Annotated in this window: 13 protein-coding genes; 8 read left to right on the top strand and 5 right to left on the bottom strand. The window is 55.4% G+C overall.

Annotated elements, in window-relative coordinates:
• Nucleotides 1-17: 17 nt before the first annotated feature.
• From VGM55_RS21375 to dcuR, 3 genes are all read left to right on the top strand, one after another.
• Complete coding sequence (locus VGM55_RS21375; RefSeq protein ID WP_331636621.1) at nt 18-782, top strand: helix-turn-helix transcriptional regulator; 765 nt, start codon at nt 18-20, stop codon at nt 780-782.
• Nucleotides 783-846: 64 nt separating this feature from the next.
• A complete protein-coding gene (locus VGM55_RS21370; RefSeq protein WP_331636620.1) occupies nt 847-2469 on the top strand; it encodes a sensor histidine kinase in 1623 nt (540 codons plus the stop codon).
• Nucleotides 2466-3185 (top strand): two-component system response regulator DcuR, encoded by a 720-nt coding sequence (gene dcuR / locus VGM55_RS21365; RefSeq protein WP_331636619.1) that lies wholly within the window; start codon nt 2466-2468, stop codon nt 3183-3185. Before VGM55_RS21370 ends, dcuR begins: the two co-directional genes overlap by 4 nt.
• Here the strand turns inward: dcuR and VGM55_RS21360 are convergent.
• Together VGM55_RS21360 and VGM55_RS21355 are read right to left on the bottom strand one after the other, a co-directional pair.
• Nucleotides 3166-4134 carry an FAD:protein FMN transferase gene (locus VGM55_RS21360; RefSeq protein WP_331636618.1) on the bottom strand — a complete coding sequence of 323 codons (969 nt, stop codon included), beginning with the start codon at nt 4132-4134 and terminating at the stop codon, nt 3166-3168. The two genes, dcuR and VGM55_RS21360, sit on opposite strands and share 20 nt — an antisense overlap.
• Nucleotides 4135-4311: 177 nt before the next feature.
• Nucleotides 4312-7092, bottom strand: coding sequence for a flavocytochrome c (locus tag VGM55_RS21355; RefSeq protein ID WP_331636617.1), 2781 nt, complete (start codon nt 7090-7092; stop codon nt 4312-4314).
• 619 nt (nt 7093-7711) lie between these two features.
• On the opposite strand from VGM55_RS21355, the gene VGM55_RS21350 reads away from it, so the two are divergent.
• The 5 genes from VGM55_RS21350 (at nt 7712) to VGM55_RS21330 (ending at nt 13704) form a co-directional block, all read left to right on the top strand.
• Nucleotides 7712-9223 (top strand): DASS family sodium-coupled anion symporter, encoded by a 1512-nt coding sequence (locus VGM55_RS21350; protein WP_045781484.1) that lies wholly within the window; start codon nt 7712-7714, stop codon nt 9221-9223.
• 55 nt (nt 9224-9278) lie between these two features.
• Entirely contained in the window at nt 9279-10928 is a 1650-nt protein-coding gene (gene fumA, locus VGM55_RS21345) for a class I fumarate hydratase FumA (RefSeq protein ID WP_331636616.1), read from the top strand.
• A 261-nt stretch (nt 10929-11189) separates the two neighbouring features.
• Nucleotides 11190-12497, top strand: coding sequence for a sensor histidine kinase (locus VGM55_RS21340; protein ID WP_331636615.1), 1308 nt, complete (start codon nt 11190-11192; stop codon nt 12495-12497).
• Complete coding sequence (locus tag VGM55_RS21335; protein ID WP_331636614.1) at nt 12497-13114, top strand: response regulator transcription factor; 618 nt, start codon at nt 12497-12499, stop codon at nt 13112-13114. Before VGM55_RS21340 ends, VGM55_RS21335 begins: the two co-directional genes overlap by 1 nt.
• A gap of 92 nt (nt 13115-13206) precedes the next feature.
• Nucleotides 13207-13704 (top strand): GlcG/HbpS family heme-binding protein, encoded by a 498-nt coding sequence (locus VGM55_RS21330; RefSeq protein ID WP_154188622.1) that lies wholly within the window; start codon nt 13207-13209, stop codon nt 13702-13704.
• A gap of 38 nt (nt 13705-13742) precedes the next feature.
• Here VGM55_RS21330 and zinT read toward each other — a convergent pair whose 3' ends face one another.
• The 3 genes from zinT to VGM55_RS21315 all read right to left on the bottom strand — a co-directional run.
• Entirely contained in the window at nt 13743-14387 is a 645-nt protein-coding gene (zinT, locus tag VGM55_RS21325; RefSeq protein WP_331636613.1) for a metal-binding protein ZinT, read from the bottom strand.
• 171 nt (nt 14388-14558) lie between these two features.
• Nucleotides 14559-15551 (bottom strand): VirK/YbjX family protein, encoded by a 993-nt coding sequence (locus tag VGM55_RS21320; RefSeq protein WP_331636612.1) that lies wholly within the window; start codon nt 15549-15551, stop codon nt 14559-14561.
• A gap of 350 nt (nt 15552-15901) precedes the next feature.
• Nucleotides 15902-16064 (bottom strand): autotransporter outer membrane beta-barrel domain-containing protein (locus VGM55_RS21315; protein WP_331636648.1); only part of this gene is annotated, 163 nt, incomplete at its 5' end.

Raw genomic sequence — 16064 nt, 5'->3', positions numbered from 1 at the left:
CGAACGGCAGGCAACAAATGATAAAGCAATTCACACAGCAGAGTCCGCAGGAAGCGTTTCTGGAAGTACGAGAACTCCATTATAGCGCAGGAAGCCAGGAACCGTTTCACGCCCACGAACAGGGCCAGCTGATTTACCCGGTCAGCGGCGTGGCGAAGATCCGCAGCGAGCAAAATGTCTGGGTCGTCGCCCCCGGCCACGCGCTCTGGCTGCCGGGGCGCCTGCCGCACGGCCTGGAGGCCATCGGTAAAGTGGTGACCCACAACCTGTACATGACGCCGGAGGCCTCAAACGCATTCAGCCGCCACAGCCGCAGCCTGGCCGTTACGCCGCTGTTTCAGTCCGTGACCGTCGCCGGCCTTGAAAAGCCCGCCGACCCGCAGCGAAGCCAGTTATTGCATGATCTGCTGCACAACGAGCTTCTGCGCTTGCAGGACATCGCTCTGTGCCACATCACCCTGCCCCACGACAGACGTATTCGCCAGCTTTGCGATGCGCTATGCAGCGACCTTTCTCAGCGGGAAACCCTGGCCTGGTGGGGCAAACAGGTAGGCGCGAGCGAAAGAACGCTGGCCAGGCTGTTCCGGGAAGAAACCCAGCTCAGCTTTACCGAATGGCGGCAGCAAATGCACCTGGTGGAAGCCGTCTGCCACCTCGCGCGCGGCACCACCATCAGCAATCTCTCCAGCACGCTCGGCTACGCCAGCAGCAGCGCGTTTATCGCTATGTTCCGGAAAAAACTGGGCGTTTCCCCGCAGAGGTATATTGGCCGCTATCTCTGACACGGCTTTTACAATCCGGTTCCATCGGCGATAATCAGCGTTTGCGCCCCGGACCGGAACAACCATGAGCGACACAAAGCCCCCGCAAACGACGGCCAAGCGCCCGATGAAACTCAGCACCTCGGTGACGCTGATGCTGTGCGCCGTTATCGGCTCGGTGCTGCTTGTGGTTTACGCCCTGTATTTTATCCAGATCAGCAACGCCACCCGCAGCGGCCTGAAAGACACCGCGCTGGCGGTGGCGAGAACCCTGGCCGACGATCCAACGATCAAATACGGCCTGACGCAGCCCCACAGCAAAGACATCATCCCGCCCGTAGCCTCACGCGTGCAGGATCGTAACGACCTGCTGTTCGTGGTGGTGACCGACATGAACGGCATTCGCTACTCGCACCCCAAACCCGGCAATATCGGCTCGCATTTTATCGGCGACGACATTTTCCCGGCGCTGGAGGGCAAAGAGAATGTTTCTATCAACCACGGCGTGCTGGCGGAAGCCCTGCGCGTTTTTACGCCGGTCTATAACGAGCAGCATAAGCAGATAGGCGTGGTCGCCATCGGCATTTCGCTCAGCAAAGTGGATGAGCAGATCAGCAAAAGCCGCTGGAGCGTACTCTGGACGGTGTTATTTAGCGCCCTGTTCGGCTCACTCGGCACCTGGGTGCTGGTGCGGGTACTGAAACGCATTCTGTTCGGCTTCGAGCCGTATGAAATTTCCGCCCTGTTCGAGCAGCGCCAGGCGATGCTGCAGTCCGTCAAAGAGGGTATTATCGCCGTCGACCGCGAAGGCCGGGTGACGCTCATCAATCACGCGGCGCGCAAGCTGCTGCTCTCCCCGGATGATTTCCGCCTCGGCAAAACCGTGCCGCCGGGGCCGCTGGTGGCAACGCTGTGCGAAGTGCTTCATACCGGCACGCCGATTCAGGACAGGCAAATCATCAGCTATGGTCGCCTGGTCTTGTGTAATGCGGTGCCAATTCGTATAAATAATCAGGTGATCGGCGCCATCAGTACCTTCCGCGACAAGACTGAAATCAATTTGTTGACCCAGCGTGTAGACGGCATGGTGAATTATGTCGACGCGCTGCGCGAGCGCTCACACGAATTTATGAATAAGCTGCACGTCATTCTTGGCCTGCTGCAGCTTAAACATTACGACAAGCTAGAAGAGTACATTCTGCAAACCGCCAGCAATTACCAGACGGAAATTGGCACGCTGCAGAGCAAAATTAAGTCGCCGGTCATTGCCGGGTTCCTGATAGGCAAGATTAACCGCGCGCGGGAAGCGGGCCACCATCTGGCGCTTGCCGATGAATGCCAACTGCCGGACAACCCGAACGAGCTTCAGGTGATGGCGCTGATTACCGCGCTGGGCAACCTGATAGAGAACGCGCTGGACGCAATGGCAGGCCAGGCTGATGGCGAGGTGGGCGTACTGCTGCACTATCAGAACGGCGTGCTGAGCGTTGAGGTCAGCGACGACGGGCCGGGCATCGATCCGGACCATATTCAGTCTATTTTTGACAAAGGCTACTCCACCAAAGGCGAGCAGCGTGGCGTAGGCCTGTTCCTCGCCCGGCAGCAGATTGAGCGGCTTGGCGGCAGTATTCAGGTGGAGTCAGAACCCGGCGTCTTCACCCAATTCTTTGTGCAGTTACCCTGGGATAGTGAAAGGAACAATGCGTGATTAATGTCTTAATTGTTGATGATGATGCGATGGTCGCGGAGCTTAACCGCGCCTACGTCAGCCAAATCCCGGGCTTTAGCTGCTGCGGTTCCGCCTCCACGCTGAAACAGGCGCGGGAGATGGTCAGCAACCCGGAGTTAAAAATAGATCTAATTCTGCTGGATGTGTATATGCAGCAGGATAACGGCCTGGATCTGCTGCCTACGCTGCGTGAAGCGGGGAAAACCATCGACGTGATCGTTATCTCGTCGGCGGCCGACGCGGCAACCATCCAGAAGTCGATGCACTACGGCGTGGTCGATTACCTGATTAAACCGTTCCAGTTCCCGCGCTTTGAAGAGGCGCTAACCAACTGGCGCGAAAAGAAAAACCTGATGGGCACCCATAAGTATTATGAGCAGGCTGACGTCGACCGTCTGCTGCACGGTGGATCGCCGGTGGTGGCGGACGCCAAGCGCCTGCCGAAGGGGCTGACGCCGCAAACGCTGCGCACCATCTGCCAGTGGATCGACACGCACCCGACGGAAGAGTTCTCCACCGACGAGCTGGCGGCGGCGGTGAATATCTCTCGCGTGTCATGCCGTAAGTATCTGATCTGGCTCGCGCAGATTAATATTCTGTTCACCAGCATTCACTACGGCATGACCGGCCGCCCGGTTTACCGCTACCGCCTGCAGGTTGAGCAGCTTGGCCTGCTTAAGCAGTACTGCCAGTAATCAGTTGGTAATCGTCAGCCAGTAACGTGAAGCGGAACTGGCTGGCGGAAGAGAGAATAATCTCCCGCCGTTTGGTCACAAAAATCGCCTCGATATCGGGGCGATTAGCCAGCACGGCACAGCCTTTCTCCACGCCTATCCCATAAATCAACGTGGTCCAGATATCGCCGTCTATGGAGTCGGTGGAAACGATCGTCACGCTATCAAGATCGTTGTCCAGCGGGTAGCCGGTGTGCGGATCGAGAATATGGTGATAGCGTTTGCCGTCCAGTTCGAAATAGCGCTCATAGACACCGGACGTCACCACCGATTTATTCGCCACCTCAATCACCCCCAGCATCTCATCCGGGCCGCTAAACGGCTTTTTCAGCCCGATGGACCAGCCGCCTTCCGGCGAACCCAGAGTTTGTACGTTGCCGCCGAGGTTAATCAGCCCCTGCTCCACGCCCTGGCGCTTCAGGAAGTCACGTACGCGGTCGGCGATATAGCCCTTGGCTATCGCGCCCAGATCGATTTCCATGCCGGCATGCGCCAGATAAACGCTGCCTTCGGCTTCGTCCAGCACCACCTGATGCGGCTGCGTGCGCGGCAGCAGCGCGGCAATATCCTGCTCCGGCGGGACGCTGTCGCCCTTGAAGCCAATCTTCCAGCGTTTCACCAGCGGGCCGATGGCCAGATTAAAGATGCTGTCGGGAAACAGGCTGGCGGCTTTCGCACACTTAATAAGCTCAAACACCGGGCGGCTGACGGCGACCGGATGTTTGCCCGCGGCGTGATTGATGCTCATCACCTGGGATTCGGCCCGGTTAACGGTCAGGAGGTCTTCGTATTGTTTGATCAGGCGGAACACCTGAGAGGCGAGAGTTTCGTTATGTTCGAACAGTTTGAGGAGGATGGGCGAGCCCATTAAAACGGCGGAGTAGCCATAAACGCCTTCGGGTTGTGACATAGCGGCTCCTCTTAAGAAGCAAAAAACGGGTCAATAAGTCTATACCAACAGGCGTAATCGTTGCTGACAGTTTGACCCAGGACTGTGCGGAAAAACCGGAGCGTACACGCAGTACGTGAGGATTTTGAGCACAGCCCGGGGCCAAAATGGCAAATAAGATAGCCTGTAGAGAGACTTTTAGCGTTTTGCCCAGCTTGCCGCCTGATGGCCCGCCTGAGTACCAAAGATAATAATATCCGCCACCGCGTTACCGCCGATGCGGTTACCACCGTGAATACCGCCGGCCACCTCACCCGCGGCGAACGCGCCTGGAATAACCTGGTGCTGTTTATCCAGCACTTCGGTTTCGGCGTTGATGGTTACGCCGCCCATGGTGTGGTGCACCCCTGGGGCAATACGGATGGCGTGGAACGGACCATCTTTAATCGGATTACGCAGCGCGGTTTTGCGGCCAAACTCTTCGTCGTACTGATTTTCCACGAAGCCGTTGTAACGCTCAAGCGTTGCCAGGAACGTGTGGTAATCCATGCCCAGTTTTTCCGCCAGCTCGCGTGGACCTTCAGCGCTGACCACAAAGCCTTTGGCGATGTACTCGTCAGCCGCTTTGTTTTTAGTGCGAACGTTCTCGTCGAACACGATATACGCGTATTTTTCCGGCAGCGCGATAATCTGCGCCGACACTTTATCGCGGGTTTCCATTTCGTTAAAGAAGCGACTGCCTTTCTGGTTCACCAGGATGGCACCGCCGCCGCGAATAGACTCGGAAATCAGGTAAGACGTGGTTTGTTCAACGGTTGGGTGAATCTGGATTTCGCCCATATCCACGGTACCGGCGCCCAGTTTTTCCAGCAGCGCGATACCGCCGCCGGTTGCGCCTTTGTGGTTAGTGGTGACAAAGCCTTCCAGATCCGGGCGGTATTTCACCACCATCGAACTGTTGGCGCTGAAGCCGCCGGTCGCCACGATCACGCTTTTCGCGTGGATGGTCAGCGCTTCGTTTTCGTCCGTCAGCAGCGCCACGCCGCTGACCGCGCCCTGCTCAAACAGGATTTCCGTTACCGCCGTTTCCATCAGCACGTCGATGCTGCGTTTGTTGATGTTACGCAGCAGGCCGCTTATCAGGTAGCCGCCAACCGCCGATCCGTCGCGAGGGCGGTGGGTACGGTCAATGCTCATCCCGCCGGTGGTGGTGATGTCGTTCAGCATGATGCCGCGATCCGCCAGCCACTCAATCGCCTGCGGGGCGTTTTCCACAAAGCGGTGCAGCAGCTCAGGGTTGTTTTTGTTGTAGCCGCCCTTCAGGGTTTCGGCGTAGAACAGCTCTTTGCTGTCGTGAATACCTTTTACGCGCTGGAAGCGGGTTTCCGCCGCGTTCATCCCGGCTGAAGCCTTAACGGTGTTCCCGCCGATGGACGGCATTTTCTCAACGATCAGCACGCTGGCACCTTCGTCATGCGCCTGAATCGCCGCCGCCAGACCGGCACCGCCGCTGCCCACGACCACAACGTCGTAGCTCTGCGGGGCGCTAACGCCGCCGCTTTCTTCAAACGCCTGCTGTTTGCTGGATTTCACCATCGCTTTAGAAACGGCTTTTTTCACCGCTTCGCTCTGGGACGTCGCGCCGGAAATGGCGTCCACAAACGGCGAGTTGGCGGTCAGAATGCGGGTACGAATTTCTTCGAAGTTAGTGATGAATTCAACGTCGTCCTGCGGGCCAGAAGCCAGCGCAATATCGGCGATGCGATCGCTATCAAGGCTGACGTTGATCACCAGCTGGTTGACGTCATCGCTAACGGTTTCTTCGAAAATACCCGGTTTGAACTTAGAGGCGCCGCCCATGCTCATGTCGCGGATCATCGCCTCGACCAGCGAGAAGCGCCACAGCGGCTCAGGAATGGTCAGCGCTTCGCGTTGGGTGCTGTCGATAAACAGATCCAGCACGTCACCGTTGGCGATGCGGTCGGTCCAGTCCGGGTAGGCGATGCAGGCGCGGCCCACGGCCACCAGGTCATACCCGTGTTCCAGCGCGGTTTCCACGTCGGAAGCATTGACGATACCGCCCACGCCCATCACCGGGATCTGCGCCAGCGCGTCTGAACGCATTTCGCAGTATTTATTGATAAGCGGCGTTGGATCAGTGGTGTCGTTAATCGACGGACGCAGCGAGTAGCCCAGGGAGAAGTGCAGGTAGTCCAGACCGCGCGCGGCCAGTTTTTCCAGCAGGTACATGGTGTCGTCAAAGCGAATCCCCGGGACTTCAAGCTCTTCCGGGGAGAAGCGATAGCCGATGATGAACGCGTCGTCGGCGTACTGGCGTACCATCTGATGAGTGATATCCAGCACGGCGAGCGGGAACTTAGCGCGACTGTCGCGGCTGCCGCCCCATTCGTCATCGCGCTGGTTTGAGTTGGGGGAATAGAACTGCTGGATCAGGTAGGTATTCGCGCCGTGAATTTCCACGCCGTCGAAACCGGCCTGAATGGCACGACGAACGGCGTCACCGAATTTGCCCACCATGCCTGCCACTTCTTCTGTGGTCAGGGCATTCGGCGTGGCTGCGCCGTCACGTGGTGCGGCCAGCGCGCTTGGCGCAACCGGGGTACGGCCACCGATGAGTTTAGGGTCGACCATGCGGCCGCCGTGGTAAATCTGCAGCAGCGCTCTTGAGCCTTCAGCCTTAATCGCGGAGGCGATTTTCGCCAGACCGGCAATTTTCTCGTCGTTATCAATCCCGATAGCGCCCGGGAAAGCGAGGCCCAAATCGTCAATGAAGCAGCATTCCACCACGATGGTGCCGATGCTCCCGGCACGGACGCGGTAGTATTCCACCAGTTCTTCGGTCACGGTGCCATCAAAATACCCGGTACAGGTGGTCATCGGTGCCATAAGCAAACGATTTTTTAACGCCGTACCGTTAGGTAAAGTAAATGGGCTTAACATGTGTTTGTCGGTGTTCATAATGTCGACTCCAAACTTTTAAATTTAAAATTGAGAATTGGGTTGCTGGCACTATTTTCGTTTTTGGTTATTGGCCATTTTGCATACCCACAATATAAGACTATTTTTAGTTACTAAACCATTTACGTTAATTTAAAAACTATTAAAGAACCGTGATAACACAAATACCCACAACGTGTTATTAATTAAAATATAAAAGATCACAGCTTATTAAATTAATATAACATTTCAGTTACCTTCGCAGAGCACCACACAGACACGCCCCAGACCTTGCGCGAAGCGGAATCGAGTCAGCTAAAACCACTAAAAATGGACTGAGAGGCGCATTTTTAATGATCAAATTGATAACTTGTTTGCGTAAATACCCCTGCAAATATGCGAACTATTATTTTTTATAAAAGAATAAACAGAATGCTGTTTCTTGATCTCGATCAATTGTCATATACCCCGAAAGCGCAATATATAATTATCCAAAGAATTTAATTCACCGCTGATAAAAAGCGATGAATGGTTATTTCCGCCACAATCAGAAACCAACATTTAATTAATAAAGAAAGTTTAAAAACTAAAGTAAGCGGAAATAAAAACAGAATCCTTAACTCCTTATAACGGTGTCATTATGAGTGTAATAACCACCAATCTACCGCCGCTCAAAGAGAGCACTAAAAAAGCAGGCAGCAACAAACGTTGGCTGATGATGGCGCTGCCCATCATTGTGGCACTGTTGTTGATGCTGGTTCCGGTCCCGGACGGCCTGCCGCCGTACGCCTGGCACTTCTTTGCTGTCTTCGTCGGCGTCATCGTAGGGCTTATCTTCGAGCCGCTGCCGGGCGCCGTTATCGGCCTGACCGGGATCGTCGTCATTTCACTTGGCAGCCAGTGGCTGCTGTTCAGCCCGGAACAAATGGCCGACCCGAAATTCAAGCTGGCGGGTGCCTCCTTTAAATGGGCGGTCAGCGGCTTCGGTAACTCCACCGTCTGGCTTATCTTCGGCGCATTTATGTTTGCCGCCGGCTACGATAAAACCCAGTTTGGCCGTCGCCTGGCGCTGATTCTGGTGAAATACCTTGGCCGCCGCAGCCTGACGCTGGGCTACGCCATTGCCTTCGCCGACCTGCTGCTGGCGCCGTTTACCCCGTCCAACACCGCACGTAGCGGCGGGACCATCTACCCGATTATCGCTAACCTGCCGCCGCTGTACGGCTCTAAACCGAACGACCCGAGCGCACGTAAAATCGGTTCTTACCTGATGTGGGTGGCTATCACCGCCGCCTGTATCACCAGCTCAATGTTCCTCTCTGCCCTGGCCCCTAACCTGCTGGCGCTGGCGCTGGTGAAAAGCATCGTCGGGATCAACATCTCCTGGGGTATGTGGTTCCTCGCCTTCCTGCCGCTTGGCCTGCTGTTACTGCTGACCATGCCGCTGCTGGCTTACTGGCTCTATCCGCCTGAAGTGAAAGTGAACGACGAAGTGCCAAAATGGGCGAGCCGTGAACTGGAAAAACTGGGCAAGCTGTCCCGCAACGAAATCCTGCTGCTGGTGTTCGTCTGCTCCGCGCTGGTGATGTGGATCTTCGCGGCAAGCTGGATTGAGCCTGCGCTGGCCGCCCTGCTGGTTATCGTCCTGATGCTGTGGACCGGCGTCCTGAACTGGAACGACATCACCAATAACAAGGCGGCGTGGAATACCTTCGTCTGGTTCGCCACCCTGGTTGCCCTGGCCGATGGCCTGTCTTCTACCGGCTTCATCTCCTGGCTGGGTAAAGAAGGCGGCGCGCTGATGACCGGCATCGCCCCAGGCACCGCGACCATTGTCCTACTGCTGGCGTTCTACCTGCTGCACTACCTGTTTGCGAGCACCACCGCGCACACCACCGCGCTGCTGCCGGCGATGCTGACCATCGCCTCCACCATTCCGGGCATGAATATGGAAGTGTTCTGTCTGCTGATGGTGACCTCGCTGGGTATCATGGGCATCATCACCCCGTACGGCACCGGCCCAAGCCCTATCTACTACGGTAGCGGCTACCTGCCAACCAAAGACTACTGGCGCCTGGGCACCATCTTCGGCGGCCTGTTCCTGGTCGCGCTGCTGGTGATTGGTTATCCGTGGATGTCCCTGATGTTCTGATTTAAAGCCGCTGGAGGGCAACCTCCGGCGGTTTATTTTTATGGAGTAACGAGCTATGTCGAACAAACCTTTTGTTTACCAAAATCCCTTCCCGCTGGCGCATGACGACACCGAATATTACCTGTTAACCCGCGACCACGTTTCCGTAAGCGAATTTGAAGGCCAGTCCATTCTTAAAGTTGAGCCGCAGGCGCTGACCCTGCTGGCGCAGCAGGCGTTTCACGATGCGGCGTTTATGTTGCGCCCGGCGCACCAGCAGCAGGTGGCGAACATCCTGAGCGACCCGGAAGCCAGCGAGAACGACAAATACGTCGCGCTGCAGTTCCTGCGTAACTCCGAAATCTCGGCCAAAGGCATTCTGCCGACCTGCCAGGACACCGGCACCGCCATCATCATGGGCAAAAAAGGCCAGCGCGTCTGGACCGGCGGCGGCGATGAAGCGGCGCTGTCTCAAGGGGTGTACAACACCTATATCGAAGATAACCTGCGTTACTCTCAGAACGCCCCGCTGGATATGTACAAAGAGGTGAACACCGGCACCAACCTGCCAGCGCAAATTGATCTCTACAGCGTGGACGGCGACGAATACAAATTCCTGTGCGTCGCCAAAGGCGGCGGCTCCGCCAACAAAACTTATCTCTACCAGGAAACCAAAGCGCTGATCACCCCGGCGAAGCTGAAAAATTACCTGGTTGAGAAAATGCGTACCCTGGGCACCGCGGCCTGCCCACCGTACCACGTGGCGTTTGTGATTGGCGGCACCTCAGCAGAATCTACGTTAAAAACCGTGAAGCTGGCGTCTACCCACTACTACGACGGCCTGCCAACCGAAGGCAACGAGCACGGCCAGGCATTCCGCGACGTGCAGCTTGAGCAAGAGCTGCTGGAAGAAGCGCAGAAGCTCGGCCTGGGCGCACAGTTCGGCGGTAAATACTTCGCCCACGACATCCGCGTCGTTCGCCTGCCGCGTCACGGCGCATCCTGCCCGATCGGCATGGGCGTCTCCTGCTCTGCGGACCGCAACATCAAGGCCAAAATCAACAAAGACGGCATCTGGATTGAGAAGCTGGAAAGCAACCCGGGTAAATACATCCCGGAAGAGCTGCGTCAGGCCGGCGAAGGTGAAGCGGTGAAAGTGAACCTCAACCGCCCGATGAACGAGATCCTCGCTCAGCTGTCCGGGTTCCCTGTTTCCACCCGCCTGTCGCTCAGCGGCACCATCATCGTGGCGCGTGACATCGCCCACGCGAAGCTGAAAGAGCGTCTCGATAACGGCGAAGCGCTGCCGCAGTACGTGAAAGATCACCCGATCTACTACGCTGGCCCGGCCAAAACCCCAGAGGGTTACGCTTCCGGCTCCTTAGGCCCAACCACCGCAGGCCGCATGGACTCCTACGTGGATCAGCTGCAGGCCAACGGCGGCAGCATGGTAATGCTGGCCAAAGGTAACCGCAGTCAGCAGGTGACGGACGCCTGCCACAAACACGGTGGGTTCTACCTCGGCAGCATCGGCGGCCCGGCAGCGGTGCTGGCGCAGAACAGCATCAAGAGCCTTGAACTGGTGGAATACCCTGAGCTGGGTATGGAAGCCATCTGGAAAATTGAGGTGGAAGACTTCCCGGCGTTTATCCTGGTGGATGACAAAGGCAACGACTTCTTCCAGCAGATCCAGAACAAACAGTGCGCAGGCTGTAACAAACACTGAGTTTTCTAAAAGCTGAACTGAGGCGGGCGCTGCGGTGCCCGCTTTGGTTCTGTGGCAAATGGGCAAAAACGTGGTTTTCGCCCATTTGGGGCACACCAAAGAACACTATTCATTGTTTTTAATAGGACACTAACCCGCTATCTGAGAACAATGAGCTCTGCACGTCATCTTGCGGGCGCACAAGCGCCCGCTTTTTTTTGCCTAAAAGTTACTCCATACTGAAGCCCACATTTTCAGCCGTCGCCGACCAAAGGACTTCGCATGTTAAGGATAATCAGCTGGCTATTGCTCACGCTGCTTAGCTGCGCAGGGCTTGGCGCCTGGTTTTTACAGCAGCAATACCAAGACAAATCCGCCGACTTCCGCATTCTTTACCGCGAAATTACGGTCAAGCTGTCCCAGCACGATGCCATTATCCCTCTGCTGCCGGTCAGCCAGGATGCCGGTGAAGTACAAAAGATCCTGCCGCAGATTGTCCTGTGGCGGCGGCATAACAACCTGGAACCTCGCCTGCCCGTCGTACCTGAAGACCATGGCCGCTACTGGCTGAACCGCCCTAACCTTGCGCTACTGATAGATTTAAAGACGCTGCTTGACACGCTCGGTGAAAAAAAGACCTTTAAGCATCTCGCCATCAGTTGGAATGCCACGATACTTTACGAGCAGGGCAATGCCAACGCGGGCTACTGGCAGTGGGACAAAATGGTTGCCAGCCCTACGCAGCCGTTTTTAGTCTCAGCAAGCGACAGCCCGGAATGGGCGGAACTACCCTGGTGGCTGATTGTTTCTCCGGCGCTATTCTGGGCGCTGACGTTCTATTTACTGACGCAATATCAGGCGAACAAACGCCGTCGGGACATTGCCGACCTGCGCGCCCGCTACGCCGAACTCACGCGACTCAATACCATGGGGGAGCTGGCGGCCGGCATGGTGCATGAGTTGAATCAGCCGCTGACCGCCATTATGAGCTATAACCAGGCGGCAGTGCGCCTGATAATGCAGGGCAACCTGACTCAGGTTTCCGGACTGCTGGATGCCTCGGTAGTGCAGATAAAGCGAATTAATGCCCTGCTTAGCCAGTTCCGACAGAAACTAACCCGCGAGCAGGCAGAATACCAGCCGGTGGATCTCCCGAGGCTTTGGCTGCGTGTCTGTAAGCTGCTGGATAACGAGCTGCAGGCAGAAAAAATTCGTGCAACCGCGCATTTTGCCGACTCGCTGCCGCCGCTGTTTGCTCCCCCGCTGTGGGTGGAGCAAATCCTGCATAATATCGTCAACAACGCGGTGCAGGCGCAAACCGGCGGCTCTGGCTGGATCCATCTGCAGGCCAGCGCTGAAAATAACGGCATTGTATTAATGCTAACCGACGGTGGTCCGGGGTTATCGCCCGAAGCGCTTGAGCACGTTTTCATCCCGTTCTTTACTACTCGCGCCAGAGGGATTGGGCTTGGGATGGCGCTCACCGACACGCTTGTTCAACGCCTGAATGGCACCATCGAGGCCAGCAATATTCCCGGGCGCGGCGCCTGTTTCAGACTCTGGTTTCCACTCAACAGCGAGGAGAAATAATGGATCAGTGCATTTGGCTTATTGATGACGATGCGGCGATCCGCGACTCGCTGAAGCTCCTGCTCTCAACGGTTGGCTGGCAAACTCATACCTTTGACAGCGCCCAGGCTTTTCAACAGCACGCAGGCGACCTTAGTCAGTTGGCAGGTTGCATGCTGCTCGATATCCGCATGCCGGGCAAAACCGGGCTAACGCTGCTGGATGAATGGATGCAACAGGGGCTGGCGTTATCGGTAATCATCATGACCGGGCACGGCAACATCGACCTGTGCCGCCGGGCGTTTAAAAACGGGGCCTTTGAGTTTCTGACCAAACCGATTGATGCCGACCTGCTGTTTGAAGTAGTCGGGGCCGCGATGGAGCAACAAAAAACGCGCCTTGAGGAAAAACAAAAATGGCTGCCGCTGCAGGCGAAACTCGCCACCCTGACCGCTCGCGAAAAGGAGATGCTTGAGCAGCTGATTCAGGGCTACTCCAGCAAGGAAATTGCCCAGCAGTGCTCGCTTTCTCCACGCACGGTCGAGGCACACCGCGCCAATATTTTCACCAAACTGGAAGTGAACTCGCTGCCTAAACTGCTGAAAACCTACGGCGATATCGCCAAAGAGGCTAAGTAAAACTACCTGGAAAGTTAGGTGTTCGCGCCAATTTTCCGCCCGCGCCTCGTTTCATAGTATTGCCCCATAACGAACAACTCTGGAGCAACATCATGAAACGTCTTCTGTTAAGCGCCCTACTGCTGGGCAGCGTAGTCTCTACCGCCAGCGCGGCAACCGGCGTGCTGAGCCAGAAAAACCTCTCCCTCGATCTGGCTGATAAGCTGGCGCAGAGCGCGCTCCAGGTTTGCGCCAAAGATAACTATAACGTCGCGGTGACCGTGGTTGACCGATCCGGCACGCCACTGGTCATGAAGCGAATGGATAATGCCGGGCCGCACACCGTTGAAGCCAGCCGGATGAAAGCCTGGACCTCGCTGACCACCAAAAACCCAACCGATAACGTGATGAAAGGCTCCCAGTCCAACGCGGGCGCGGCCAATATGCGCGATATTCCGGGCTTCCTGCTGCTGGGGGGCGGCGTGCCGGTGAAAGCGGGTGAACAGGTGATTGGCGCAGTCGGCGTAGGCGGCGCACCGGGCGGGCATCTGGACCAGGCCTGTGCGCTTGAAGCGCTGAAAACGGTCGAGAACGAACTGAAGGCCGGGTAAAAATCGCGGGCGGCGAATGTGCCGCCCGTTTTGCATTTCTAGTGATGCAGCATCTCGTCGACAACCTGAGCTTTGGTCATGTTGTACGGGTAATACGTTGGCCAGTTATCCATCTCTTTCAGCAAGGCATCCTGAGATTCGCTGCCCATAAAGATATGGAAATGCTGCGACTGACGCGGGGCGATGATGTGGTCGCTGAACTGTACGAATTTTGGCGCTTTTGACTGAGCGTCTTTGCACTCAAACAGGTAGCGGACGCCCTTCTTTACCGAGCTGTAGGTCAGGATTTTATGGCCAGCGTAGTCGTAGCGGCAGGTTTGCACCTGTTTGCCAACGTGGAACTCAATAACATTATTTTCAATTCCGATCGTCTCAACGTTTGTCGCATAACCTTTTTTATAATACGCCCCGTACGCCTCCGGGCTTTTACCACTCATTTTGGCTTTTTTCTCCAGCACAGGATCCAAATCGCCGCTTAACAGATATGGATTGACCGACTGCCAGATGCCGTCCCAGTCAGATAAAGACCGGTCTTTCACATTGGCATCATCAAAGATCCCTTCGCTGGCTTTCTGTTCGACCTCGGTCAGGGGCTTAACGTGATGGTGGCCATGGGCAAAGGCCTGTGTACCTGAGAGGAAAACCCCCATACCCAGAATAAAGGCCGATTTTCTCATTATCATAACGCTCTCCTTTGCGGTCCAATCGCAACAAAAGAAATGTTATAACATAACAAATATCAATTTAACAGAATGCAGCGCTACAGCCCTGCCTGGCAATAAACGGGGCTTTCAGCAAAAGGAAAGTGGTATTCCTGGCGTCCGGCAGGTGACGGAGAAGCACTCCCTCCATTATCAGGATAATGTCATTCGCATCTGCTCTGCGAGCTCATCCAGCAGGGCAAACCGGCGGCGGTACTCCGCTCGTTTTTTACTGGGTATGGCATCAAGTTCTTTGCGTGCAAGGTGCAGAGGCAATATATAGTAGCCCTCATTATTCAGGCGGCCCCCCTGGCTTTGCCAGAAATTATCATAGTCCGCATACATTTGAGCCGCCTGCCCCCGATAGCGTGCGTTGCGATAAATATGCACCTCATTGCCGACGGCCAGGATTTGCTCCGCCCGCATATGCCGGGCAAAATGACACACAGCATCCAGCACAATACGTTTCGGAAATAGCCCATAACAGGCTTTTGTTGCTGACTGGATAATTTCATGGGAGATATCGCCACTCGCTCCCTGCAACCCACCAATAAACAGCGTGCTTTTCCCCTGATACCGGCAGAGAGTATAAGTAATCTTTGCCAGTACCCGAGCCTGCACATCATGAATGACCATTGTGCAGTCTCCCTCTTTATCCAGATTCACCTCACTGGTCAGGGCGATATAAAAGTCATGACCTTCTTTGCCTTCAAGTGTTGCCAGACGCAAACCACGCGGTGATAGCCAGTCCATTCGCTGTTCATAAGACAGTCGGGCACTCATCGTCTGGTAGTGAAAAAGTAAAGCGTGAAGTGATTGCTTACGCGTGAATTTCAATGCCAGATAGGCGCGCTGCAGGCGTACAGGTAAGCGTGACTGGCAAATGAGAAGTCTCTGCAATTCGGGGAGACACACCAGCATATCCAACAGTTGCCAGGTGGACAGAGGAGCCTGTAAGCCACGCCATAAAAATTTGCGGCGATAGTTTGCTTTATTCCAGAAATCACCGGGTTGCCATTTCCCGCTCAGCAGAATAACAAATAGTTGCCACGCAGACTTAGGTGAGACATCCTGCAACGAGCTTTCAGTTATTTGAGCCATGCTCATCATCCTCAATAATAAAATATCGCGAATGTGAACAAGCAAAACATTAACGCCGTTATAAAAGACGAAAAGCTATATTACTCAATATCAACAGGCAATATTTTGTATATTAAATGATTAAAACTAAAATATTACCCTCCCGACTGATGCGAACACAGCACCATTGATTAAGAATATTCCCTCTCACTATCTGAACCGTGGCGGTGAGAATTAGAACAATCTGCGTCTCATTCAAGAGTAAAGTTTGGCACCTGTGCAAGCCTCTGGGGAGCACTATACCTTTTTATTTGCAGCTGATGTGGGCTTAAGATCGCGGTGGGTTGCTGTTTCTCTTGGTAAAAAACCGAGCGCGGGTTTACCCGCGCCCGGTCTACTTTTTCTACCGCACTGCGTTAGAAGCTGAAGCGATAGCCTCCGTTGATCTGCCGCTGGTTGAAGCGCTTGCCCGTAATACTGTCTGCTTCAAGGTAAAGCGTATGCGTATTGTTCAGGCTGGCACTTACCCCCAAACCATTGCTCCACGCGTTGCCTTTAAAGCTATGGGCTTCACGAGCG

This window comes from Cedecea sp. (assembly GCF_036500665.1).
Taxonomy (GTDB): Bacteria; Pseudomonadota; Gammaproteobacteria; order Enterobacterales; family Enterobacteriaceae; genus Cedecea.
Note: the sequence above shows the minus strand (reverse complement) of the source record. Positions and strands in the feature narration are given on the sequence as shown.